Genomic DNA, 25,087 nt, shown 5'->3' on the forward strand with positions numbered 1-25,087 from the left:
AGATTGCTTGCATTCGTTGTATATCAGAGTATTTATATTTTCTGAAAATTATTAAATAGGAAGAAAGGCATCAAAACTTTAAAAAATTTTTTTAAAAGTATTACTTCCTTCTATTACAGAAAGACTAGAAAAAGGAAGGTGATCAAAATGGTCAGGATGAAAGCCGTCGCCTGCAGCAGCATTTTCTTATTACTTTTTACCGGCGCATGGATAATGAATGAGGGAAACAAAAGGGAGTATATTATCTTTAATTATCGTAGTGATTCCCTGCCTGGATCAAGCTTTTCAGAGCCGTTTATTATTCCTGTACAAGAAGGCGAGCTTGATATTTCAAAGCAATGGAACTTCAAATCAAGGGAGTATATCCAAATCCGTAAAACGGACCATAGTATGTGATGTTTTCTAAAAGGATGCCCGTCTGAAAAATCCGCTGTTACATCAGGCAGTTTGTCTATCCTCCTTTTTCATCCCTGAATATACTGCTTGTAAGTCAAATGAAGGGAGAAAGATAAATGGGTAAAATATGGTTTCCAAATAGCGGAAAAGGCTACGGAAATGGATATAATGGCGGCAATGGAGGGTCTTCCAGAAGCGACTCCGAGAGCGATTCCCGCTCCGATGTGGATTTTGAAATAGACAACGATACAAGAAGCGACAGTGAAGTGGATAGTGAAAACGAAGTAAAAAACGTTACCCGTAACGTCAACGTTGCGAGGTTATCTGACAGCGGTAATTCAAAAATCGATCTTAACATCGATGTGGATTCTGATTCCCGGGCAAGAGTCCGTTCCCGCTCTGAATCTGATTCAGACCAAGAACAGGATCAAGACCAAGACCAGGATATTGAAGATTAATTATAACAGCGGAGCATGGGACAACCACCCAGCTCCGCTGTTTTTACTAGACAAGACATAACATTAAAGTATTTATGTCTAGCTCCAGCGCCCAGCAACTTTTTTTACGGAGTAAAATAAAGCCCCGACGCACAGGACGTGCTAGTGCCGACGTCGCCACAGGACGTGGCGAACTTAGCCGGCCTCGAGGTCATAAGCCAATCACTTCGGAAGGCAAAAAGCGCCTTCTGTCAGCGCTTGTCTTATGCTTGCCGGACTTGCACAGGACGTGCTGGCGCCGACGTTCCTTTTGTCAGGGCGCTTCTGCTTTTCAAAATATGCTATATAATCATAATTCCGCGTTTGCCCTGTGTGTTTGTCCATTCTCCTCCTTCGATTATGAATATACTACTCATATCAAAGCAGAAGGGAGAGGTTATGATGGGAATTAATGATTGGTTTTCTCGTGGCAGAGACCGTTCAGATTCACAGTCCGATAGCCGGTCTGATGTGGACTTCGATATCGACAACGATGTAAGGAGCGACAGTGAGGCTGATAGCGACAATGAAGTGAAAAACTCTACACGCAATACCAATATCGCTAAGATCGCTGACAGCGGAAATTCTAAAATAAATCTGGATATTGATGTAGATTCTGATTCCGTTGCCAGGGTTCGTTCAAGAGCAGATTCTGAATCCGAGCAGGATCAGGACCAGGATCAGAGCCAGGACATCGAAGACTAAAAATGCTTGGCGGAATATGGGGTTCTCCTATTCCGCCTTATTATAGAAAGATAGAGAGTGAGATTATGGATAAATTTTTTCGTTCTATGTCATCTAGTGCTTCGAATAACAATACTGAAACGCAGGAAATTGCAAAAAATAATTCAGCGATTGGCCACAGCGGGAATTCCAATGTGGATGTCCACGTAAGTGTCGAGGTGGACACAAGGCCTATAGCCTATGCTATGCTTTGTGCACTATTAGCTTCAAACCAGCTATCTAACCAGCAATTTGAGACAGCTGTTAAAAAATGGGAGGATTTATCCGATTCAAAGAAGGATAAATCGAGCGAGGAGAAATCAGAGCCATCATCCAAAGTTAGATTATTCGGCCAAGCGAGAAGGGAAGCCAAATAATTGGCAGTTATTTGCCTTCCTTTTACATAGTCTTAATAGATGAAAGATGGATTCGTTAAAGATTGCAAACTGCTAAGCTCTGTTCTCCACTTCGCCAGCCGGGGTGGGTGTGACGAATAAAATTATGTTTTTAAATATTAACTCGTACAGATGGTTCTTGATAAAGTTTCAAGGTATCCGCAATATCTCACTTCGCGTCGAATGACTGAATCTGCATCAGCAGAATAATGAAAACAGAGCCTCGAAATACCGTAACAATCAAAATAGGTAATCCCAAGCCGGTATATGATTTCTTGGCTGCTCTTCCTTTTAACAATTGATAATAAAAGATTGGGAAAAACGGGTTAAATAGTTGGAAGGTAATAGGGGGATTTTGTTGTAGGAAAGAAGAAACTTTAGCATAATGGGAGAGTACCATTTTGAAAGATGAGGATTACAATTATGAAAAATACATACTTAACTGGCTATTTCCCCTTGATTTCAATTATGCTCTTCAGCCTATCCTTTTCGATTTATACAGAATTGAAGGCTGTCGTTCTTCTGAAAAGTGTAGGGGTTTATAACGGCATGCTTGAATTTGTGCCGGATGCAGGCATCAAATTGTCCCTGCTGCTCGTATTATTTATCCTTTTCTTTATGCTGTTTGCTGCTTTAAAACTCATATCAGATACTGTGCTCGAGCTGTCCCTGCTTTTCTTTTCGAAGGAATCTGAGGGAGAGGGACTGAAAAGCATCCGGCTTGGATCAGTCATTTATTTCATAGGCGGAGCACTTTCACTTTTGAGCATTAAGTTTATAGCAGGTATTATTGGAATCTTTATTGCAGCAACGATAACTGCCTTTATTTATTTTGTCTATAAAATCCAGTCAAGCCTGTCAACTGTGCGATTGATTGGATTAATCTTTTTTCATACCTTTATTTGGGCCGCATTAGTTTTTACAGTTGTGTTCGCCTTCCTGAAGCTGTACAACAGCATAATGGCCAGCCTGCCTGTTTAAGAGGTCTGTGAATGGAACTCGGAGATTTTAACTGGGTTTCTGTTTGATTATAGGAGGTGTGAAAAGTGGTGCAGTTTCGCTCCCTTCGATACAGGCTTTGGCGGGAGTGGAAAGATGAGGGGTGATATTCCGGCAGGGGCAATAAAGAACAGTTATATTCGCCCTTCAAGGCAATTTTTTAACTGAAAATAATTATTTTAAGCTTGCTTGCCAAGGGAAAGGTTTTTAAAGTGGCAATGTTATTTCTATCAATTTTTATCTGTTATCGTCAACTTTTGGAATATATCGATTTCTTGGCAAGGTTCGCACCCTCAGGGTAGACTAATTGCGGTGCAGCAGGGCGAAGCAGAGCTGCTGAGTAGCAACTCGAGCTTCTGCTGGTTTTTTACATACCTATAAGTATCTTCACTTCACCTGCTTCATGACTTCCTTCCAAATCTCAAGATGCGGGCCTGAAGGCTGAATGTTTAACATGCTTGCAGGCTGGTCTTTGCCAATCCAGACACCGGCTGTGTAATCATCAGTGAGACCCACGAACCAAAGGTCTTTTACATCATTTGTAGTCCCTGTTTTGCCTCCAATATAATCTCCGGAAACATACGCTTTCCTGGCCGTTCCGCTTATCATCGTTTCATGGAGCAGGATTCTCATTTTTCTGACAGTCGGTTCTGACCATACTCTTACAGGTGTATCCTTCCACTTATATAGCACATTGCCTTGTTTATCAAGAATCTGGGTGATGGCACGCGCAGGCTGGTAGGAGCCATTGTGAAACGATGAATAGGCATTTGTCAGTTCAAGCGTGCTCACCCCATCTGTCAGTCCGCCAAGTGCAGCGGAAAGGACATGGTCTTTTTCATTTACCTTCTTAAAATGAAATGGATCAAGCCTCTGGAAGCTTTCATCAATACCTGTTTGCTGAAGCAGCCTTACTGCAGGTGTGTTATAGGATTGGGCGAAAGCTTTCCGGATGGAAACCATTCCATAACTGTCTCCAGAATAATTCTTTGGGCAATAATCCTTTTCACAGAAGGAGGCGGCACTGATTTTCCGGTCTATATCTGCATTCATTGCTTCCAGATACGGACCATAGACAAGAAGTGGCTTTATTGAAGAGCCCGGCTGCCGGTAACTTTGAAACGCTCTGTTAAAAGATTTTTTTATATAATCTTTTCCCCCAATCAAAGAGACAAGCTGGTGCGTATTATGCTGTAAAACCACTATTGCACCCTGCACCGGAATCGAGTTCAGTCTGCGTTCTAATGTCTGTTCTGCTTTTTCCTGCAATCGGGTATCAAGGGCCGTTTGGACAACAATTCCTGATTGGTTCAAATCTTTAATCCTATCTGTGAGTTTTTGCTGTGCGAGCTCCCGTGTTGCGGTTCCTGGACTGGACAGGTCCTTCTGCAGTCCTTCCGATTGGGCAATTAGCTCTTCCAGCTCTGATTCAACGTAAGTAACATAGTCTGGATATTTATCTTTACCCTTGGTAACATGCAGAACAACAGGTTCTTTAATCAGCCTCTTATACTCATCATGCGATAATTTTCCGACATCTTCCAGCTGCTTGAGAATTCGTTCCTGTCGAAGCTTAGTGTCGGGGAAATGGGTCAGCGGATTATATTTCTCCGGATTGTTCGGGATAGCAGCCAAAAAGGCAAGCTCTGCTTTGGTCAGATCTTTCGTTTCCTTACCGAAGTAATAGCGTGCAGCCGATTCAATCCCGTATCTGCCATTTTGAAAGAATATCGCATTCACATAAAGCTCAAGAATTTTCTTTTTTGATAGCTTTCGTTCGAGCTGATAGGAGAAGAGTACCTCAGATAGCTTTCGATTATACGATTTTTCATGTGTCAGATAGAGATTACGAGCCAGCTGCTGGGTAATAGTGCTTCCTCCCTGCTCAATTGAATTATTCTGGGAATTGGCAATCAGCGCCCTACTGATGGCACTGCCGTCAATTCCGGCATGCTCATAAAATTGCCGGTCTTCTATCGTGACGAAAATATCCTTAAGAAAGTCAGGAATTTTCTCGTCTGGCAGGTAAATTCGCTTTTCGTCAGCAGATAACTCGGATATGATTGTTCCGTCAGCCGCTGTAATAAAACTGGATTCAGGCAGCTTTATTCCCTTAAGATCAATCTTGTCATCCAAAAATTGGTGGAAGCCTTGAGCATTGGCCCATTCGCTATAGCTAAAAAAGACAAGCATGGAAAGCAAAGGAACCAGTAGGAGAATCATCATAAAACCTAAAAGTGTGCGCAAACAATCAATCTTCCAATCTATTTAAAATTTTGTTTCGCGGGCATCGCAAGGCCTGGATTTCGTAATGGAATCCCCGCAAATGAATTAACCTGCTTGGGTCTCTTTCATTTTACTCCACCATAATAAGGCAAAACCTGTAAGGAATAAAGAGCTTGTCAGGAAAAAAACTGAGGAAATTCCGGCAATGCTTGCGACTATTCCTCCAGCTGTTGGGCCTATAACATTTCCAAGGAAGCGGAAGCTAACATTATAGCCTAAAATTTCGCCCTGCATGGAAGCCGGGGCAGCCTGCCTGATATAAGCGGTAATACAAGGCAGCAGACCGCCAAGAGCAATTCCTTGCATAAAGCGGAGCAGCATTAGCTGCCAAAGTTCAGTAACGAATGACTGCGGAATAACGATAATAGCTGCTGAGACTAAAAGCATCATGATTACCTTCTCGTAGCCGATTCGATCGCCTAGATTACCCCAATGTCTTGCTGAGAGAAGGTTGCCAAACCCAGCTGATGAGAACACAAGGCCGGCCAGGAATGCGATTGTATTGCCATGTGTCAGCTGTCCAACGTATAGAGCCAGCAATGGCTGAATACTAAAATTCGCAGCCTGCATGCAAGTTGAAATTAGCATGACCGATATCAAAACGGGATTCTTGAAAATATAGCTAAGCACTTGCCTTCTGTTGTAAGTTTTTTCCTTTTCCTTTTTATTTTCCTTTTTCGATTCATGAACTCCGAATGCTACTGCAGTTGCAGCCAGTGAAATACCTCCGGCAGTTAGGATAAAGGTATACTCGAAGCCAAAAGTATCAGCCAGAAGACCGCCAATCAAGGGTCCGCACAAACCGCCTGTCACTGTTCCGGTTTGCAAAGTTCCCAGTGTTTTGCCAGCCGTTTCTTTAGGCGTTTGGGATACGATAAGTGCCATCGAGGTTGGAATAAAGCCGGTTACAGCTCCCATGGCCATTCTCAAGAAAAAAAGCGTATAAACGGATTCAGCAAAACCCATCAGGAAAATGCATAAAGCGATCCCATATCCAGTAATCATAAGAATCGGCTTGTATCCGTGCCTGTCGCCAAATCTTCCCCACATAGGAGAAAAAATGAAGGCGGTCACGAAGGTAACACTAAACACATAACCGGCCCATCGCTGCACAAAATCTCCACTGTAGGATCCCATACTATCAATGTAAAGTGACAAATATGGAAGTATCATGGTAGCGCTGGCAGATACTAAAAAGTTGCTGATCCACATAATAGTTAAGTTTCTTTTTTGCTGAATTGTGAACACCTCTTTTGGTTGCTTTGTAAGTATTTCGCAACTCTAAATATTAGTATACATGAATCCTTCAGAAAATTTAAAAAAACGATTAATGAAAGAAGAAAATCTGCTATAATGTGAAAAAGCAAGTGCCGGCTATGTTTCTAAGTGAAAATTTTTATAGAGAACTAAGTATGAAAGGAGGAATCCAAATGGAGGGTGAAGAACAATATCTTTTCATCGATTTTGAATTTACAATGCCTGAGGGGAAAGCCAAACCAGAAGGCTTCTATCCGGAAATTATCGAAGTGGGATTGGTATCAGTCATTGGGGACCGTATCTATGACCAATATTCTTCATTCGTCGCTCCTGTTAAATTTCCTGTATTAACTGACCGCTGCAAAAAATTCCTGAACATTACACAGGAGCAGGTGGAAAAGGGGATTACTTTTCAGGAATTGGTATTCTGGCTTAGCGAATATGATAAGCTGCAGTCAAGCATAGTGGTAACTTGGGGAAATATGGATATGAAGGTACTGCGCCAAAATTGTCAGCAGGCAGGTCTGGAATTTCCTTTAAACGGTAAAAAAGTTGATCTTTCGATGGAATACAAACGTTTCTTCGGGGACCAAAACCAAACAGGTCTTTGGAAAGCTGTTAAGGAATATGGCAGCGAAGGAACAGGGAAGCACCATCGGGCATTGGATGACGCGTTAACCACATATAATATTTTTAAGTTGGTAGAACAGGATAAAAAATATATGAAAAACCATCAGTCGACCACCATTGGTGACCGGATTGATTTATCCCAGGTTTTAAACAAACTAGCATTATAAAAGCCAAATCATCCTAATATGATTTGGCTTTTGTTTTTATAAGAAAGAATTGTGGATTGCAAAAGTAGTGAAGTTTATATCCAGCTCCAGCGCCGATTAACTTTTTTACGAAGTAAAAATAAACATCTTTTTTCGCCGGGAAAAAAAGCCCCGACACACAAGGCACGCTGTGGCAACGATACATCACACGAATTTAGGCGTAAGGATGGGGCTCTGGTGCCAGCGTTGCAGCACGACATGGATACGCCGTTCTTCGCCTCCCAGGGATTTACTTAAAATAATCCTCTTCCAATCCTCTGATCAGTTCCAGGCTTTTTTCTTTCCATTCATTGTCTCCGTCGTCCAAGTTTTCCTTCATTTTTTCGACAGCTTCCTTGAGTGATTCCTTATAGTCAGGGATTTCCCCATCGTATGGCTTTACCATATTTACAGGGATATTTGCCTGCTCACGGAAAGCGAGGGCACGCCTTTGGTGAAAGAAATCGACATCAACTTGCTTCGGGTTATGCAAATCCCCCTGCATCGGATGTTTGGCTACTGCAAGCACTCTGACAAGAATTGCGTTTGGTTTGATATCGGTAATCTCCCCAATATATTTTCCGGTTTTGTATATGGCTGTTACTTTATTTCCGATCTGAAGCATGCTATCGCTCATTAATATTCTCTCCTATCGGTATTTGTTTAAATTAGATAACAACTATTCCCTTTTGTTGTTATTTTCCAAGAAAAGATTCTAAGTAGAATTGGAATAGAAAAAATTGTTATAATAGCAGAAGTGATTCTGTCAGAGAAGAAAGGATGTAAGGCATGACCTTTATTAATAGCTTTGTAGTAGCACTGTTCCTCTATTTCCCTGAGGATAAATCTGAATATCTACCTGCTTTTATTACGTCATTAATTTTCCTTGTCGGTGCTGTCCTAACTACGATATTTATTATCCGTTATTCTAAAAAGGAAGCACTGAAAACAAAAAAGCTTGAGGAAGAAATTTTAAAAAATAATGAGAATGAACAGCATTCGATTAACTAAAACGGCGGAATCCCGCCGTTTTTTTTATTAGGAGGTATGACTTAATTAAACAAGTACAGTTCTTGTTTCTACCGCGCTTGAAGCTTTACCCGAAAAGCCCCGAGTCTAGGATATAAACGGATTATGGGGAGCATTTAAGCGAAAGCACAAACCGAATTAAGGTCTTTAACGCTGTATAAAAGCAAGACTGTCAAGAATTAGTCGAACCTTAATGTGAAGAATCATTCGTATACTTTTGTACAAGCCCTCATAACATCCGAAAGTTAAGCAAAGGCCTTCTTCAATCTTTCTAATCCATCCATAAGAATGCTTCTTGGGCACCCTATATTCATTCGTACAAAGCCTTCACCACCTGGGCCGTACTTTGGTCCAGGCTCAAGAGCAAGCCTGCCTTCCTTTATCAGCCTTGTGCGTAATTCCTCATCTGTCAGCCCCAGCTGTCTGCAATCGAGCCATAAAAGGTAGGAGGCATTAGGATACATTGGCGAAACACCCGGGATCTCTTTGTTGATAAAGTCAATTGCAATCTCAACGTTCTTCTTGATATATGTCATGAGATTTTCAAGCCATTCAGCGCCATCCTTATAGGCAGCTTCCATTGCTGTCAGGCCGATCAGGTTCAAGCCATGGAATCCATTCCGCCGATTCACAAGGCTGATTTTATCCTGCAATTCCGTATTGGACGTAATCAAGATGGAAGCCTGAAGACCTGCTATATTAAAAGTTTTGCTCGGTGCCATGCATGTAATCGTTATGTTTGCGTACCGTTGATCCAGTGCTGCAAGCGGCCGATGCTTAGCGGGTTCTATGTAAAGGTCAGCATGGATTTCATCTGAAACGATCGTTACTCCATGTGCTGCACAAAGGTCGCCGATTTTTGTAAGTTCTTCCTCTGTCCATACTCTTCCACCCGGATTATGAGGGCTGCAAAGAAGGAATAACTTCACACCATTCTTCAGCTTTGCTTCCAGGTCTATAAAATCTATCTCAAAACGTCCGTTTTCTATTGTCAATTGGCTGTTAACGACAACCCGCTCATTACTTTTGATAAGATCAAAAAATGGTGTATAGACTGGTGATTGAAGGAGTATTTTATCCCCAGGTTCTGTGCATGCCTGTATCACGGTACTCAATGCAGTGACCACACCGGGACTAAAGGTAATCCAATTTTTCCTTACTTCCCATTGATGCCGATACTTAATCCAGTCCTGAATGGCAGTGTATACCGAGGGTGCCGTGCCAGTATAGCCATAAAGCGGATGTTTAACCCGATTCATCAGCGCTTCCTGAACTGCAGCAGGTGAAGGGAAATCCATATCTGCCACCCACATTGGCAGCAATTCTTTGTCCCCGTATATTTGCAGCAGGTTATCCCATTTGACAGCACCGCTGTTATTTCTGTCTATAAGGGTTTCAAATAAGTCTTCGCTCAAAGCAATATGCCTCCTAATCTTGATTCATTATCGTACTATGCATATGATAACATGTAGAGTGAAATATATAACAGGGTGATGATTTTCGATGGAAATACAAGATGTTCATAGAGAGATGAAAGCAGCATTAAAAAAATGGGATCCCTTCGGCTGGGGAAATGATGAATATGACACAGAAATCGCTGATGTGATCATGGCAGTTCATGACTTTAATGATCCGGACGTATTAGCGAAGGAAATCCAGAGAATTTACGAATTTTCGTTTGAGCAAGAAATAGAAATGAAGTCTTGCCTTGAAATGGCGACAGAGCTGCTCGCTATTAAAAACCGTGCTTCTTGTTCCTTTTAGCTGAATTAAAAAGTTACCAGGCAAAAGCCGGGTGGTTTTTTGAGGAAGCTATTTGAAAGTTTCTTCCAAAAAATGATTAATATATCCAAACACTTCTTCAGGCTTTTCTTCTGGAACAAGATGTCCTGTGTCTTTCATTACGATAAGTTTTGAGTTTGGCAGGTCTCTCTGCAAGCGTTTTCCAATATGCAGTGGAACCACTTTGTCCTGTTCACCCCAGATTAACAGGCATGGAGTGTGGATTTTTCTTAGGTCCGCTTCAGGGAGATCGCCTTCATGATGCCTAATAAATCGCGCCAGGCCTCGAAAAATATCATCTTTTAAAAATGGCTGTAAATAGCCATCGACCATTTCCTGATCGATTAAATCATGATTGTATACAACATTCTGCAGGTTCTTTTCAATGCCTGTTTTTGCAAGCCACCTTTTTACATATAAATGGAAAAAAGGTATATAGCTCGACAAAATAATTCCTTGATTCACTTTGGGTGCGTATCCAGAACTGCACAATAAAATGCATGCTGCAAAAAGCTCAGGGCGCTGCTTGATCATATTTAAAGCGATTTGTCCACCCATCGAGTGGCCGACCAATACAGAATGACCTATTTCAAGTCGCTCCAGCAATGAAATCACTGTTTTGGCAAGGTTCTGGTACGAATACATAAACCGCTGTTCTTTGCCGCTTTGTCCAAATGGCGGAAGGTCTATGGAAACGATATTATAGCTGGCATTTAAATGTGGGATTAATCTTCTGTAGCTGAATGTGGACGATAGAAACCCGTGCAGCAAGATCAGCGTAGGGGCCGTCTTGGAGTGGTGAAAGGCTTCGTAATAAAACTCATTGCCTTCCAATTTTATCCTTTGGCCTGTTATAACAGCAGTCAAATTCCTTCACACCTTTTTTAAGATACTTTACCCCAAATGCCCATGAGATATTATGGAAAAATTAATTCACTGAAAATTCTTTTTTTAATAGAGAGTATTTTGATATAATGGATAAAGTTTATCCCGTGAATTGGGGCAACCGATGTCTGATAAAGCACAGAATGTAATGAATGTTACATACGATTTGTCCGGAATTGAATGAAAAGCTGCGGGATTTAATCGCGAAAATCAGGAATTAGGCAAATTGAGCCGCCGGAATTAATCGTGAATATCAGGAATTAACCCGCTGTTTAAACGAAGCTCGTCTCGCTATTTGCCTCAACAATAGTGGCTAATAGCCAATTAAGCGAACAGAACTTGGTACACGATTCTCGTAAAAGCTATGGTAGACTTGAAAGGGACAGCGGCCTATACTGTGGTTCGTCCAAAAATAAGGAAAATAATGGTTTCATTTATCTATATACAAACAAGGAGGATACATTAGGTATGCATTTGAATGAAAAAGAACTAGAAATTCTAAGTATTATTGAAACCAATAGCAGGATAGATATTAGTGATCTTGGAAAGATGGCTGATGTGCCAGAATCGGAAATTGAATTAACGCTGCAAAAGCTTCAGGAAATGAAGGTCATTGTCCGTTATGCGACTATTATTGATTGGTCCAAGGTTGACGAGCATCAGGGAGTAACAGCAATGATTGATGTTAAGGTTACACCAAAACGGGGAGTGGGCTTTGATGAAGTGGCCCAAAGAATTTATAAATTCAAAGAGGTCAAATCCGTTTATTTGATGTCCGGTGCCTACGATTTGTCCGTTATTGTTGAAGGAAGCTCCATGAATGAGCTGGCGCGATTTGTTTCTGAAAAATTATCAACCCTTGATTCTGTTATTTCTACCACAACCCACTTTATTTTGAAAAAATATAAGCATGACGGAACAATTTTTGACCAGACGGAAGAAGATAAGCGAATTGTGGTGTCACCATGATCAAAACAAGTTTTATTTCAAAAACGGTTTCGGAACTAAAACCTTCGGGAATCCGCCGGTTCTTTGATCTGGCCGCGAATATGGAAGGGGTTATTTCTTTAGGGGTTGGCGAGCCGGATTTTGTAACATCCTGGTCTGTGAGGGAAGCCGCAATCCTTTCGCTGGAACAGGGGCATACCTCTTACACCGCCAACGCCGGACTGCTTGAACTCCGGAGGGAGATTGCCGATTACATGCATAAATCCTTTGAGGTTACATACAATCCTGCGGATGAAATCATCGTTACTGTTGGTGCAAGCCAGGCGATCGATATTGCACTGAGGGCAACTGTGAGTCCCGGTGAGGAAGTCCTGATTGTTGAGCCCAGCTTCGTTTCATATGCACCGCTTGTAATGCTGGCTGGCGGAATTGCTAAAACAATCCAGACTGCTAATGAAAACGAGTTCAAGCTTATGCCTCAGCAGCTTGAGGAAGCAATTACACCAAATACCAAAGCAATAATGCTATGTTCACCGAACAATCCGACCGGAACGCAGCTTGGCAAGGAGGATTTAATTAAGCTGAGCCAAATTGTGAAAAAACACGACTTGCTCGTTATTTCAGATGAAATATATTCTGAGCTGGCATATGATGAATCCTATACCTCCATGGCTGCGATCGAAGAGATGAGAGAACGGACGATTGTCATAAATGGATTTTCCAAGGGGTTTGCAATGACTGGCTGGCGGCTTGGCTTCGTTTGTGCACCTGCGGATATCGCTTCAGCTATGCTGAAAATTCATCAATATACCATGATGTGTGCTTCCACAATGGCCCAATATGCTGCGTTGGAGGCACTTAAAAACGGAGGTTCGGATGTTGAAGAAATGAGGAGCAGCTACAGGCGGAGGCGCAATTATATTGTTAAATCCTTTAATGAAATTGGACTCGACTGCCACACCCCAGGTGGAGCTTTTTACGCGTTTCCATCCATTCGCTTAACGGGACTGTCCTCAGAGGAATTTGCCGAAAAATTGCTAATGGAAGAGAAAGTTGCGGTCGTTCCCGGCAATGTATTTGGCGATAGCGGGGAAGGCCATATCCGCTGTTCATATGCCACTTCAATGGATCAGCTTCAAGAAGCGGTTAAGCGAATCGGCCGATTTATAGAGAAATATAAGGTGGAGTAACCGAATAGCCCTTACTTAAAATCCTGGATCCAAAACGGTCCAGGATTTTTTTAAAATATTATGTATAACAATATTTGTCACTAATACAGATGTCTAATTCCAGCATCTAGCTGCTTTATTCCGCAGAAAAATAAAGCCTCGACGCTCAGGACAAAGAACGCTGCTGCGACAATACATCGAACGAATAAAGCTGCAGCTTTGTGAGGACACGATAGTGCAGATGTCACCACTGGAGTTGGCAATTATAGTCGGCCTTGAGGTAAAACCAATGGCTTCCGAGACAGCCAGTGCTCTCTGTCGGACTGCTTCTTATACTTTACAGAGGCCCTATGATGTTAGGTGAGAACAGTGTTGCCAAAGGAAGTCACAAACATAGCCGTTCTTTCTCTGACCGCGGCCCTCCTGCTGTTCTAATAAAAAAATGGACAAAAACGACTGTTTTTGTCCACCAAAAAGGGGGGAATACTCAAAAACGGATATGAGCCATGTATTGGCAAATTACCGTTTTAAGAAGGCAACCATCATGGCTTGCCTAGAAAGCTTATAACTACAGGATGGACGGTATACTGCCATTTTATACATGGCAGAGCGATAAATTTGGATTTGTTGCTTAGAACAAGATTTGTCTATATTCATCGGCACCCAGCAACTTTTTATGGAGGACTTAAAGCCCCTATGCACAGGTGTAGGAACACTTCGGCAGCGGATACATTGCATGAACAAAGCGGTAGCTTTGTGTGGTTGTAAACTGGCATCGCTTTTGGCACATGACAGAGGCTGTAATTGTAATAGCCGTAAATTACAAACTGTACTAGTCGACGTTCTTTTTGTCGGGTTGCGGGGCAGAAGCGTTGCCAAAGGACGTAGCACGCTCAGGTGTTTATCTTTTCTTAGGCACTTCCGCTTTCATTTCTGGAAGAGGATAATTTCCGCAGGGGGAAAATTGAGTATTTTTCTCCATCAGCAAATAGGTATGTTTTTCCAGTCCTCTTGCATACGATGTAAGGATTCAAAAAAAGCGTAAGCAAGAGGGAAGGAAAACAATGAAGAAAATACTCGTTTGTCTGGTGCTGCTGTCTTTTCTCTGGTTCGGTACACAACCCGTCATGGCCTCCGCAAACCAACTTATTATCATAAACAAGTCCACCAACCAATTAGCATTTTATGAAAACAGCAGGATGGTAAAGGTTTTTAGGGTGGCTACAGGGAGAAAAGCTGCATACACGCCGGAAGGAAAGTTTAAAGTCGTTAACAAGATTGTCAACAGGCCTTATTATAAAGAAAAAATTCCAGGCGGAGATCCGCGTAACCCTCTTGGTACCCGCTGGCTGGGCTTGAATGCACGAGGAACCTGGGGTACAACCTATGCGATTCATGGCAACAGCAATCCTGCTTCGATTGGAAAATATGTAAGTTCAGGCTGTATCCGAATGCATAATGAAGAAGTAAAATGGCTGTTTTCAAAAATAAAGATAAACACTCCGGTAGTTATTACTTCTGCAAAGAAATCCTTCCATTCGCTTGCATCAGCAAATGGCTATAAACCAATAGGTCCTGAAGCCAAATTTGTAAACTCCTATGCGTTGAAAATTGGCAGCAGAGGCGAAGAAGTTAAAGTACTTCAGAGGAAGCTAAATGCTCTAGGATACTCAGTCGGAACGGTGGACGGGGTATTTGGAGCTAAAACAGACCTAGCTGTTAAGAAATTCCAGTCTGCTCATAAACTCAAGGCGGATGGCATTGTAGGTGCTGCAACGAAAAAAGCACTGGAAATGGTTTGGATCAACCAGGTGTAAAATAATTAAAAAGGCTGGCCTGTTAAGCGCTGGGTTTGTATACCGGCAGTTGATACAGCCGGCTTTTTTAACTTTAAAAGGCTTCGTTAGTGGTAAAGGCTGTTTATTGAATTGTTTGACAGGGCTAAGGAAAGCCTGTCACTCATTATATAACAGGCTTTTTAGCAAATTTGATGTAGATAGCTTAAAATTTTAAATCTGGATATGTAATGTTAAAATACCCGGAAACTTTTACAAGATGTTGAAGTTCTTCTAAAGAAGGCGGTTTCACTTCAGGAAGAGGTGCATCTTTTGGAACTGAGGTACCAAGTTGTTTCACAAATTGGTCAAATCCTGCTGGTGATGCAGTAACGATAAATTCTGATTGCTCTGAACCCGACAAGAATCTATGGGGAATGCCGCGAGGAGCAAACACATAATCTCCGGGTTTTGCCTCGATAATATCATCACCAACAAAAAAGGTAAACTGACCCTTTAGAATATAAAAAGTTTCATCATCGTTTTCATGAATGTGAAGTGGTGGTCCTAATTTTGGAGGTTCAATGATATGTGCTACAGAATATTCTCCATTTGTGTCCTCTCCTGATACTAAGACCGTTACTTTTTCAGATAGGAAGTGATACGTGTTCGTATCATTTGGAGTACGATGAAACGCCTTGCTAATTTTGCCGCTAGTGACTGTCATAATTCTATCTCCCTTTAAACTTTGAATTCTTTAAAATCCGATGAAATAAGAAATTTTAAGCAACAAAGGAATAAATTCGATATAGTAGTCTATTGTTCCTGCTTGTTTTATTTAAAAATCCATCTAATTACCCTGTAGTGATAGGATCACATTTCTGTCCACCACAAAGAAAAAGCCAAATACAACAGGTTATCGAAATTATTAAATGCTCAAAAAAGGCTTATCACCCATTATAAGTTGTTTTAACCAACCATTTAACAAGACAACACTTTGTTCCGCAGCGCACTTTAATAGCAAGGTCCTGCTGTCTCATGTTTCTTTTTTCAGGGCAGTTTTTTTGCCAAATTGGCCAAGTTTTCTGCCCTCCTGAACCGTTATACTCATATCATCTCACTTATTTTTGATCTGAAATAAGAATAATATGAAACTATTATGAAGAGAGCTTCGTTTAATAAGCAAACGCAAGTTAATTAGGAACTGTTTGAAATGGAGGGGTGCCTAGTGAATGAGGAAGAGCTGATCCGCAGAGCTCAGGCTGGGGATAAGCAGGCCTTAAGTGATCTGATAGCAATGTATTATCCTGCTGTTGAAAGGTTTGCCTATCAGATGGGAAATACAGCGGACGAGGTACAGGATATTACCCAGGAAGTATTTATTAAAGTTTTCAGGTTTATTCATCAATTTTCCCATGCGAAGTTTTCGACATGGCTTTATAAGATAACCTTAAACACCTCAAAGGATTATTCTCGAAAAAAATCTAGCTATTTGAAAAAACTCCTGCGCCTGCAAAAGGAACGTCCTTCAGAAGTGCTTAACTCAGAGCAGTTCACATTAAAAGGGGAGGAAGAAAAATGTCTGCATGAATGCATCCAGCAGCTGGATGATAAATATAAGATTCCAATCATTCTATTCTACTTCCATGACAAAAAGTACGAAGAGATTGCTGAAATTTTGGGGCTTAACCTGTCCACTGTAAAAGTGCGGATATTGCGGGCAAAGGAAGCATTGAAAAAACGTCTGCAGCAATATGGAGAAAAGGAGGGGGAGCAAAAATGGATGACAAAATACTAGAGCAGAAATTAGAAAGTCTAAAAAAATCGTATAATGAGCTGCCTTTATTATCAGATACTGAAGCGATCACTTCGGCAGTCAGAAAAAGCTCAAAGAAGCGATATAGGCCCGTCCCATTGGTTGCATACGCTGCAAGTTTAATTGGTGTGGCGATTATTTCTGTTATTCTTGCTCTGTTTTTAATGGAGAGCAGCAAAGAAAAAAATAGTAGGCAGCCAAGCGGTACCCCTCCGAAACAGGAAGAAGAACAGCCCAAAACGGCACCCGCCTATGAAATACAAAGCTTTGAAGAATTAGAAGAATATTATTTGAAAAAGGAACAAGAAACAGAGAATCTAACTGGAATTGCAAATTTTTCTGAAACGGAGCTGGCCATTGGGGTACAGGCTGAGATTGGAACAGCGAAGCAGGAAAATCTGTCAGGAGAGCCATTACTTCAGAAATTTGCCTCGCTAAAAGAAGAAATTGACCTGCTCCTAACCGCACCGGTACAATTCAAGCCTGAATTAACTTCAGTTGGTTCCGAAAAAGAACAAGAAAGCAAGTTTGAGCGATATAATGAGCAACAGCAGCGATTCCTGCCAGTGTATCAGGAAAAGCTTGTACCGATATCTGAATTGGTGTATCGGGAAAATATTTCTCAGGATTTTTTTCAGATGCTTGAAAAGTTAAATGAAGGCAGCGGGATAACTTCAAATCAGGAGCTGAATATGTATCTGGAAGGTCTTAAGAAGAACGGGTATTACTTTGTGGACAGCGGGGAAGGTATGTTAAATATAAAAATCGATTATGAAAGCATCTATAAGGAAGCTTCAACGGGAGCGAGTGCTTATATTAAGGATTACCTGGACATAAAGAAGTCGCAGCCTGAAATAAAAGATGGCGCACTGCTGTCGTCGTGGCAAGACCTTGGAAGACACTTGGCACAAACAGAAGAAATTATTATTGACATGCGAGAGGGGAAGCTAACAGACGCATTAAAGCAGGACTACAGAAGATACTTTGGATTTTTCTTAAAGGGTATCGACAATACGAGAGTACTCGGTGATGATGGAATAGTTAAAAGTGATGTAAGAGATGCCTGGCAAGCTGTCATAATGGAATATCCTGAAACTGAAACTGCGACAGCTTTAGAGCAGTATTATCAGGCACTTGAGGAGAAAGGATTTAGAGCAGAGGATGATTTTGATTACACTAACTTGCCATATCCTTCTTTTGTCATCGAGAAATAAGCTGTTCAACAGGTTTAAATTTATTATGAAGAGGAAACATCTTAAATGGATGGCTCCTCTTTTTCGTATACGGCTTCTATAGAAATTGAGGACAGGTATAAGGGTTTTTGATTAAAAACCAAAAATATGCTATAATATTTTATTGTGTGAAAAAGACGAAAAAATTTATTTAAATTAGGAGTGTTACCATGTCAGGAAAATACGAAGTTGGAACAGTAACCACCGGTAAAATTACAGGAATTCAGCCATACGGAGCGTTCGTTGCTCTAGATGAATCTACACAAGGATTAGTGCATATTTCTGAAATTACCCACGGATATGTAAAGGATATTAACGAGCACTTAAAGGTCGGCGATGAAGTGAACGTTAAAGTTCTATCTGTTGATGAAGAAAAAGGCAAGATCGGATTATCAATCCGTGCAACAGAGGAAGCTCCTGAGCGCCCAGCAAGCCAAGCGAAAAAAGCTCCAAAGAAGCGCCAAGCTGCTGTAAAAACTACAACAGAATCAACTGAAGGATTCAACACATTAAAAGATAAGCTTCAGGAATGGATCGACCAATCACAGCGTGACGATTTAATTAAAAAATAAAAATGCAAAAACCAGATGCTAAAAGTATCTGGTTTTTTATTGCCCTTTTTTAGGTTTTACCCCTGTTTCGTTGGGGTAACCTTCAGGGTTAAAGATAATTTAAGTCAATAGTTAATGAATTAAGCGGTACTTTATTATCAAGGTGTTTGCTTCTAAACTAGAGTCTGCCATTTATCATCGAGTTTTGAGATATATCTCAGCCATATTTCCAAATTATTTCGTCGACTTTGCTTCAACTTCAGAAATATATCGATTTGCCGACAAACTTTGCGTCCGTTCACGTTATAACGGACCCAATGTACTCTTACTTTTTGGACTTTGATTTCCCAAATTAAGGACGGTGTATTTGCCATTTCTTTATTCGATACTGCAGATTTTGCCTGCTCATGCCGAGTGATTCTGCTGTTCTGGTAATGTTATAGTTATGCTGATTAAGGACCTTTGCAATGTAGTCTCTTTCCGCCTTTGCCATGTACTCCACCAGAGATTTGATTGCTGGGCAATTGTTCTTAGGCATGTCATCTGTTTCCATTGAATAACTCTTAAATTGAGTTTTTTTTCGAAAGTGCAATGGGAGATGTTCGAAGGAAATCCTTGATTCATATTCAATCAGATTCATGGAACCCTCGATGAGATGTTCCAGCTCACGAACATTTCCTGGCCAATCATAAGAATGAAAACATTCAAGCACATCATCATCAAAGGATTTAACTTCCATTCCAAATAGCTGGCTGTATTTTTCGATAAAAAACTGTGAAAGCGCCGCCAGGTCTTCCAGACGGTCCCGAAGCGGCGGAATGAATAGTGAGACAACGCTCAGCCGGTAATATAAGTCCTTCCTCAGCCGCCCCCCTGCAATCGCATCTATCGGGTCTTCGTTAATGGTCGCCATGATTCTTACATCGACAGCCAGGTCCTTTGTACCGCCAACGCGGCGAACAGACTTTTCCTGTATAACCCGGAGCAGCTTTGCCTGAAGGGATGGATTTAGGGCGTTGATCTCGTCCAATAGCAGTGTCCCGCCCTGGGCCTGTTCAAAGAGGCCCGGCCGATCAACAGATCCAGTAAAAGCGCCTTTCTTTGTCCCAAACAGGATTCCTTCAATCAGCGTAACGGGAAGTGCAGCGCAGTTCTGCGAAATAAAGGGGGCGCCAGAGCGGCTGCTGCCATTGTGAATGCTTTGCGCAAACAACTCTTTCCCGGTTCCGGTCTCACCTGTAATCAGAACTGTTGAATTGGTGCGGGTAGCCCTTTTTCCTGCTTCCATAACTTCCTGGATATGCGGACTTACCCCGATGATACTGTTAAAGGTATATCGGGTATTGCCTTTCTGAAGAATGTTTTCAGAGATGATTTTTTCCAGCCTCGTCACATCCCGTGCAATTTCCATGGCGCCAATCCTGTTCGGGCCATCGGTTATGGGAATGGTTTTATTGATCGCGGTTATCTTCTGCCCTTTGTTGTTAAAATAAGATTGCTTCACATTTTCTGTTGCCTTGCCTTTTTGCAAAGCTTGAATAAGTGTACTTTCACCTTTTTTATAGAAGGAGAAAACCTCAAGAATGTTTTTATCAAGGACATCCTCCATGTCCATACCTTCAATGTCCATCATCTTCTTATTGTAAATAATTGTGTTGCCTTCAGAGTCAATTGCATGTATCCCAACATCAATTTCATTAAGTATTCTTTGATAAATCTGCAGCATGCGCGTTTTGTTTTGATCGCTTTTCATTTTCGGCTCCCTTTAACGTCTTTGTTAATATTCATGTTAAAGAAGAAAAGTAAAGTTATGCAAGGAAATTTTGCTTTTTTGCGTATTGTAAGCAAAGTAATTTTGCACTTTAACACGCTCAATCAAGGGGAAAGGTTTTTACATTAGTAACAAATGCTCGGTTTATGCTAAAACTAGAGCTTTTTAAGATATATGAGAAAATACTTAACGATTGCCCTTTCAATTGGCACAGATATTGCATGTTATATTATAAAACAAACGTAGAAACAGTCCTAAGATAAGATAAGTACGTTTGAAGGAGGACACTAACAATGAATATTTCTAAGACTAAATCGACTGAATTAATCGAACAAACGGAGAAATTTGGAGCCCATAATTATCACCCACTGCCAATTGTAATTACAGAAGCAGAGGGAGTATGGGTAAAGGATCCCGAAGGCAATAAATATATGGATATGCTGAGTGCCTACTCTGCGGTAAATCAGGGGCACCGCCACCCGAAAATTATTCAGGCTTTAAAAGACCAGGCTGACCGCGTAACCTTGACTTCAAGGGCCTTCCATAATGACCAGCTCGGTCCGTGGTACGAAAAAATCTGTACGTTAACGAATAAGAAAATGGCACTTCCAATGAATACAGGTGCAGAAGCAGTCGAAACTGCAGTTAAAGCAGCACGCCGCTGGGCATATGATGTGAAGGGTGTAGCAGAAAACCATGCAGAAATCATTGCCTGCACCGGCAATTTCCATGGACGTACAATGACAGCTGTTTCCCTCTCTTCCGAAGAGGAATATAAACGCGGATTCGGTCCAATGCTTCCAGGAGTTAAGTTAATACCATATGGTGATTTAGAAGCACTGAAGAGTGCTATCACTCCTAACACAGCTGCGTTCCTGATTGAACCGATTCAAGGTGAAGCCGGGATTGTCATCCCTAAGGAAGGTTTCCTGAAAGCGGCCAGTGATTTATGTAAAGAAAACAAAGTTCTTTTCATTGCAGATGAAATTCAGACTGGATTAGCCCGCTCAGGCAAGATGTTCGCGTGTGAGTGGGAGGAAGTAGTACCTGACATGTATATCCTCGGTAAGGCATTGGGCGGGGGTGTTTTCCCGATTTCCTGCGTTGTTGCGGATGAGGAAATTCTAGGAGTCTTCAATCCAGGCTCCCATGGATCAACATTTGGCGGAAACCCAATGGCGTGTGCCGTTTCAGTTGCTGCTCTTGATGTGTTGATAGATGAAAAGCTGGCAGATCGTTCGTTGGAGCTTGGGAAATTTTTTGTGGATGGGCTAAAAAAAATTAACAATCCTGCAATCAAGGAAGTTCGCGGACGCGGCTTGTTTATTGGTGTTGAACTGAATGTACCAGCCCGTCATTATTGTGAGAAATTAAAAGAAGAAGGACTGCTGTGCAAGGAGACACATGAAACTGTCATCCGTTTTGCCCCTCCCCTTGTGATTAACAATGAAGAACTTAATTGGGCAATTGAAAGAATTAAAAAGGTTTTTAGCTGATTTTAGTAAAATGAACTGCAAAGAAACGCTCTGCCTGTAAAAAACGGCAGAGCTAGTTTTTTTTATTAGCGTGTTGTAGAAGCTTCAGGCTCTCTGGATCTCTCTTCGCTCGGTGCGAAAAGAAGTCCCAGATTTATCAAGCCTGCAATTCCAACTAAAGCATAAATGATACGAGCCATTGCGGTATCTGCGCCGCCAAAGATTGCAGCTACCAGGTCAAATTGAAAAAAGCCGACTAATCCCCAGTTAATTGCCCCAATAATGGTGAGGACAAGTGCGATTCGCTGAATTCCACTCATAATATATCCTCCTTTATTATGTTTCACTTCTTAAGATGGATTAATTTAAAGAAAATATTCAAACTCCCCTTTTCAATCGGATGTTTTGTATTTGAAATCCTGATTAGGCATAATAGAAAAAAAGGAGGTAATACAATATGGAAAATTTTACATATAAAAACCCGACTAAATTGATTTTTGGAAAAGGACAGCTAGAACACCTGAAGACGGAAATTCCCGCTTATGGCAAAAAGGTTCTTCTTGTATACGGGGGAGGCAGCATCAAAAAGAACGGTCTGTATGACCGTGTCCTTTCCCAGCTTTCTGAAATAAACGCCGAAGTATTCGAGCTGTCAGGCGTTGAACCGAATCCGCGAATTTCCACTGTACGCAAAGGGGTAGAAATCTGCAAGGAGCAAGGAATCGATTTTATTCTAGCGGTGGGCGGCGGAAGTGTAATTGACTGTACAAAAGCAATTGCTGCAGGTTCTAAATATGACGGAGACCCATGGGACATTGTCATCAAAAAAGCATCAGTTCAAAACGCATTGCCTTTCGGGACTGTGCTTACACTGGCGGCAACAGGGTCTGAAATGAACTCAGGTTCAGTTATAACCAACTGGGAAACACAAGAAAAATACGGCTGGGGAAGCCCGCTGACTTTCCCTCAGTTCTCAATCCTTGACCCGGAAAATACCTTTACGGTACCAAGGGACCAAACAATCTATGGAATTGTCGACATGATGTCCCATGTATTTGAACAATATTTCCATCAGCCGACTAATGCACCGCTTCAGGACAGGTTTTGTGAATCGCTGCTGCGTACAGTGATTGAAACAGCGCCTAAGCTGCTGGAGAACCTTGAAAGCTATGAACATCGCGAAACGATTCTTTATTCAGGAACAATTGCTCTTAATGGCTATCTGCAAATGGGTTATCGCGGTGACTGGGCTACCCATAATATTGAACATTCTGTTTCAGCCGTTTACGACATTCCACATGCCGGCGGACTCGCAATTCTTTTTCCTAACTGGATGAAGCATGTGCTTCCTGTAAACGTAGATCGCTTTAAACAGATGGCTATAAGGGTCTTTGACGTAAATCCTGCCGGCAAGACCAATGAGGAGGCTGCTCTTGAAGGAATTGACAGGCTTCGTGAATTCTGGAGAAGCCTTGGAGCTCCGAGCCGTCTCGCAGAGTATGACATTGATGATTCCAAAATTGAAACAATGGCTGACAAGGCTATGGTTTATGGAGAATTCGGTAACTTCAAAAAGCTAAATCGCGAGGATGTTTTGGCAATTCTGCGTGCATCCCTGTAATGTATAAAAAGATTCAAAGGGGTGCTGTGTGCACCTCGGTTTCACCTAGATAAATGCTTTTTAACCGATAATAGAGGGTATCACCCATTCTTGGAGCTATACTCTGAAACGAGTTCTGCGCGGTTTATTTCAACTATTTACCGGGAAAATGTAAACAGTTCCTGGTTTAAATAATTTTTTTATCGCTGGGTACGCTTACATAAAGGGTCCCGCCTTGATTAACATTGGATCATTCGCTAAAGTGTAAGGGTAATCTTTAATAGATGGAGGAACAGACATGACACATGTAAGTTTCGATTATTCAAAAGCATTAACTTTTTTTGGTGAACATGAAATTACATACTTAAGGGATGCGGTTAAGGTTGCGCATCATTCACTACATGAAAAAACAGGAGCCGGAAGTGATTATCTGGGCTGGATTGATCTTCCTGTAGATTATGACAAGGAAGAGTTTTCACGTATTCAGAAAGCGGCTGAAAAAATTAAAAGTGATTCGGATGTCCTTCTGGTAATCGGTATCGGAGGCTCCTATCTTGGCGCACGCGCAGCGATTGAAATGCTGCAGCACAGCTTTTATAATGCCCTGCCAAAAGAAAAGCGCAACACGCCGCAAATCCTTTTTGCCGGAAACAATATTAGCCCGACTTATATGAAAGATCTTATGGATCTTTTAGATGGCAAGGACTTTTCGATTAATGTTATTTCAAAGTCTGGCACCACAACCGAACCAGCGTTGGCATTCCGTATCTTCAGAAAGCTTCTTGAAGAAAAATATGGACGGGATGAAGCGAAGAGCAGGATCTATGCTACTACTGATAAAGCAAGAGGTGCCCTAAAGACCGTTGCTGCCGAAGAAGGTTTCGAAACATTTGTTATACCTGATGATATCGGCGGCCGGTACTCCGTTCTGACTGCAGTTGGATTACTTCCAATTGCCGCTAGCGGGGCAGATATCGAAAAAATGATGCAGGGAGCAGCACAAGCCCGTGAAGATTTCGGAACTTCAGAGCTTGAAGAAAACGCGGCTTATCAATACGCTGCTGTAAGAAATGTCCTATACAATAAAGGCAAAACGATTGAAATGCTGATCAACTATGAGCCGGGCCTCCAGTATTTTGCTGAATGGTGGAAGCAGCTATTTGGCGAAAGTGAAGGAAAGGACCAGAAAGGAATTTATCCTTCATCCGCAAACTTCTCAACTGACCTTCACTCTCTTGGACAGTACGTTCAGGAAGGCCGCCGGGATCTGTTTGAGACAGTTATCAAGGTAGAAAATTCCCGCCATGATCTAATTATTGAAGAGGAAGCAAATGACCTCGATGGCTTGAACTACTTGGCAGGCCAGACCGTCAGTTTTGTTAATAACAAAGCATTTGAAGGAACACTGCTCGCCCATACTGACGGAGGAGTTCCAAACCTGATTGTCAGCATACCGGCTATGGATGCCTACACTTTCGGCTACTTGGTATATTTCTTTGAAAAAGCATGTGCAATGAGCGGCTATCTCCTTGGTGTAAATCCATTCGATCAGCCAGGAGTGGAAGCATATAAGGTTAATATGTTCGCATTGCTTGGCAAGCCCGGATTCGAGGAAAAGAAAGCCGAGCTAGAGAAACGTTTAAAATAAAATTGTTATTTTTTGGTTCTCCGTCAAATGTTGGGGTGATGACGATATGTCGTCACCCT

The 25,087-nt window shown here is 41.7% G+C and carries 25 protein-coding genes; 17 read left to right on the forward strand and 8 right to left on the reverse strand.

Features of this window, described 5'->3' with window-relative positions:
- The first annotated feature begins 147 nt into the window (after positions 1–147).
- The 5 genes from D0469_RS08205 to D0469_RS08225 all read left to right on the forward strand — a co-directional run bounded on the left by D0469_RS08205 (position 148) and on the right by D0469_RS08225 (position 2,971).
- The gene (locus D0469_RS08205) at positions 148–396 is read left to right on the forward strand and encodes a hypothetical protein (RefSeq protein WP_117326222.1); all 249 of its coding nucleotides are present in this window, start codon (positions 148–150) and stop codon (positions 394–396) included.
- Positions 397–512: 116 nt separating this feature from the next.
- Complete coding sequence (locus tag D0469_RS08210) at positions 513–854, forward strand: hypothetical protein (protein WP_117326224.1); 342 nt, start codon at positions 513–515, stop codon at positions 852–854.
- Positions 855–1,271: 417 nt separating this feature from the next.
- The gene (locus D0469_RS08215; RefSeq protein ID WP_142919175.1) at positions 1,272–1,577 is read left to right on the forward strand and encodes a hypothetical protein; all 306 of its coding nucleotides are present in this window, start codon (positions 1,272–1,274) and stop codon (positions 1,575–1,577) included.
- 65 nt (positions 1,578–1,642) lie between these two features.
- Positions 1,643–1,972, forward strand: coding sequence for a hypothetical protein (locus D0469_RS08220; protein WP_142919176.1), 330 nt, complete (start codon positions 1,643–1,645; stop codon positions 1,970–1,972).
- 441 nt (positions 1,973–2,413) lie between these two features.
- Positions 2,414–2,971, forward strand: coding sequence for a DUF5366 family protein (locus D0469_RS08225; protein ID WP_117326228.1), 558 nt, complete (start codon positions 2,414–2,416; stop codon positions 2,969–2,971).
- A gap of 405 nt (positions 2,972–3,376) precedes the next feature.
- On the opposite strand, the gene D0469_RS08230 is transcribed toward D0469_RS08225, so the two are convergent.
- A complete protein-coding gene (locus D0469_RS08230) occupies positions 3,377–5,236 on the reverse strand; it encodes a transglycosylase domain-containing protein (protein ID WP_117326229.1) in 1,860 nt (619 codons plus the stop codon).
- An 84-nt stretch (positions 5,237–5,320) separates the two neighbouring features.
- Positions 5,321–6,487, reverse strand: a complete 1,167-nt coding sequence (locus D0469_RS08235; RefSeq protein ID WP_117326231.1) for an MFS transporter — start codon at positions 6,485–6,487, stop codon at positions 5,321–5,323.
- Between the two features lie 218 nt (positions 6,488–6,705).
- Between D0469_RS08235 and kapD the strand changes: the two genes are divergently transcribed.
- Complete coding sequence (gene kapD, locus D0469_RS08240) at positions 6,706–7,329, forward strand: 3'-5' exonuclease KapD (protein WP_117326233.1); 624 nt, start codon at positions 6,706–6,708, stop codon at positions 7,327–7,329.
- Between the two features lie 268 nt (positions 7,330–7,597).
- On the opposite strand, the gene D0469_RS08245 is transcribed toward kapD, so the two are convergent.
- Positions 7,598–7,984 (reverse strand): kinase-associated lipoprotein B, encoded by a 387-nt coding sequence (locus D0469_RS08245; protein WP_117326235.1) that lies wholly within the window; start codon positions 7,982–7,984, stop codon positions 7,598–7,600.
- Between the two features lie 152 nt (positions 7,985–8,136).
- Here D0469_RS08245 and D0469_RS08250 point away from each other — a divergent pair, with 152 nt between their 5' ends.
- Complete coding sequence (locus D0469_RS08250; RefSeq protein ID WP_117326237.1) at positions 8,137–8,358, forward strand: hypothetical protein; 222 nt, start codon at positions 8,137–8,139, stop codon at positions 8,356–8,358.
- A gap of 263 nt (positions 8,359–8,621) precedes the next feature.
- Here D0469_RS08250 and D0469_RS08255 read toward each other — a convergent pair whose 3' ends face one another.
- Entirely contained in the window at positions 8,622–9,791 is a 1,170-nt protein-coding gene (locus D0469_RS08255) for a MalY/PatB family protein (protein ID WP_117326239.1), read from the reverse strand.
- An 88-nt stretch (positions 9,792–9,879) separates the two neighbouring features.
- On the opposite strand from D0469_RS08255, the gene D0469_RS08260 reads away from it, so the two are divergent.
- Entirely contained in the window at positions 9,880–10,140 is a 261-nt protein-coding gene (locus D0469_RS08260) for a DUF1871 family protein (RefSeq protein ID WP_117326241.1), read from the forward strand.
- 48 nt (positions 10,141–10,188) lie between these two features.
- On the opposite strand, the gene D0469_RS08265 is transcribed toward D0469_RS08260, so the two are convergent.
- Positions 10,189–11,025 carry an alpha/beta fold hydrolase gene (locus tag D0469_RS08265; protein ID WP_117326243.1) on the reverse strand — a complete coding sequence of 279 codons (837 nt, stop codon included), beginning with the start codon at positions 11,023–11,025 and terminating at the stop codon, positions 10,189–10,191.
- 486 nt (positions 11,026–11,511) lie between these two features.
- Between D0469_RS08265 and D0469_RS08270 the strand changes: the two genes are divergently transcribed.
- The 3 genes from D0469_RS08270 to D0469_RS08280 all read left to right on the forward strand — a co-directional run bounded on the left by D0469_RS08270 (position 11,512) and on the right by D0469_RS08280 (position 14,977).
- Positions 11,512–12,012, forward strand: coding sequence for an Lrp/AsnC family transcriptional regulator (locus tag D0469_RS08270; RefSeq protein WP_117326245.1), 501 nt, complete (start codon positions 11,512–11,514; stop codon positions 12,010–12,012).
- Positions 12,009–13,181, forward strand: a complete 1,173-nt coding sequence (locus tag D0469_RS08275) for an aminotransferase (RefSeq protein ID WP_117326247.1) — start codon at positions 12,009–12,011, stop codon at positions 13,179–13,181. Before D0469_RS08270 ends, D0469_RS08275 begins: the two co-directional genes overlap by 4 nt.
- Before the next feature lie 1,043 nt (positions 13,182–14,224).
- A complete protein-coding gene (locus D0469_RS08280; RefSeq protein ID WP_117326249.1) occupies positions 14,225–14,977 on the forward strand; it encodes a L,D-transpeptidase family protein in 753 nt (250 codons plus the stop codon).
- 184 nt (positions 14,978–15,161) lie between these two features.
- On the opposite strand, the gene D0469_RS08285 is transcribed toward D0469_RS08280, so the two are convergent.
- Positions 15,162–15,662 (reverse strand): cupin domain-containing protein, encoded by a 501-nt coding sequence (locus D0469_RS08285; RefSeq protein ID WP_117326251.1) that lies wholly within the window; start codon positions 15,660–15,662, stop codon positions 15,162–15,164.
- 501 nt (positions 15,663–16,163) lie between these two features.
- Here D0469_RS08285 and D0469_RS08290 point away from each other — a divergent pair.
- From D0469_RS08290 to yugI, 3 genes are all read left to right on the forward strand, one after another.
- On the forward strand, positions 16,164–16,733 hold the full coding sequence (locus D0469_RS08290) for an RNA polymerase sigma factor (protein ID WP_117326253.1): 570 nt from the start codon (positions 16,164–16,166) through the stop codon (positions 16,731–16,733).
- Positions 16,715–17,965 (forward strand): hypothetical protein, encoded by a 1,251-nt coding sequence (locus tag D0469_RS08295; RefSeq protein WP_117326255.1) that lies wholly within the window; start codon positions 16,715–16,717, stop codon positions 17,963–17,965. Before D0469_RS08290 ends, D0469_RS08295 begins: the two co-directional genes overlap by 19 nt.
- Positions 17,966–18,153: 188 nt before the next feature.
- Positions 18,154–18,555, forward strand: a complete 402-nt coding sequence (gene yugI / locus D0469_RS08300) for a S1 domain-containing post-transcriptional regulator GSP13 (protein ID WP_117326257.1) — start codon at positions 18,154–18,156, stop codon at positions 18,553–18,555.
- Positions 18,556–18,886: 331 nt separating this feature from the next.
- Here yugI and D0469_RS08305 read toward each other — a convergent pair whose 3' ends face one another.
- Complete coding sequence (locus D0469_RS08305; protein ID WP_117326259.1) at positions 18,887–20,287, reverse strand: sigma-54 interaction domain-containing protein; 1,401 nt, start codon at positions 20,285–20,287, stop codon at positions 18,887–18,889.
- Between the two features lie 311 nt (positions 20,288–20,598).
- Here D0469_RS08305 and D0469_RS08310 point away from each other — a divergent pair, with 311 nt between their 5' ends.
- Complete coding sequence (locus D0469_RS08310; RefSeq protein WP_117326261.1) at positions 20,599–21,801, forward strand: ornithine--oxo-acid transaminase; 1,203 nt, start codon at positions 20,599–20,601, stop codon at positions 21,799–21,801.
- 65 nt (positions 21,802–21,866) lie between these two features.
- Here D0469_RS08310 and D0469_RS08315 read toward each other — a convergent pair whose 3' ends face one another.
- Entirely contained in the window at positions 21,867–22,100 is a 234-nt protein-coding gene (locus tag D0469_RS08315) for a DUF378 domain-containing protein (protein ID WP_117326263.1), read from the reverse strand.
- A gap of 137 nt (positions 22,101–22,237) precedes the next feature.
- Here D0469_RS08315 and D0469_RS08320 point away from each other — a divergent pair, with 137 nt between their 5' ends.
- Positions 22,238–23,401, forward strand: coding sequence for an iron-containing alcohol dehydrogenase (locus tag D0469_RS08320; protein WP_117326265.1), 1,164 nt, complete (start codon positions 22,238–22,240; stop codon positions 23,399–23,401).
- A gap of 277 nt (positions 23,402–23,678) precedes the next feature.
- Positions 23,679–25,028: a glucose-6-phosphate isomerase gene (locus D0469_RS08325; RefSeq protein ID WP_117326267.1), complete on the forward strand. Its 1,350-nt coding sequence runs from the start codon at positions 23,679–23,681 to the stop codon at positions 25,026–25,028.
- Positions 25,029–25,087: the final 59 nt, after the last annotated feature.

The sequence above is a fragment of the Peribacillus saganii genome (genome assembly GCF_003429095.1).
Taxonomy (GTDB): Bacteria; Bacillota; Bacilli; order Bacillales; family DSM-1321; genus Peribacillus; species Peribacillus saganii.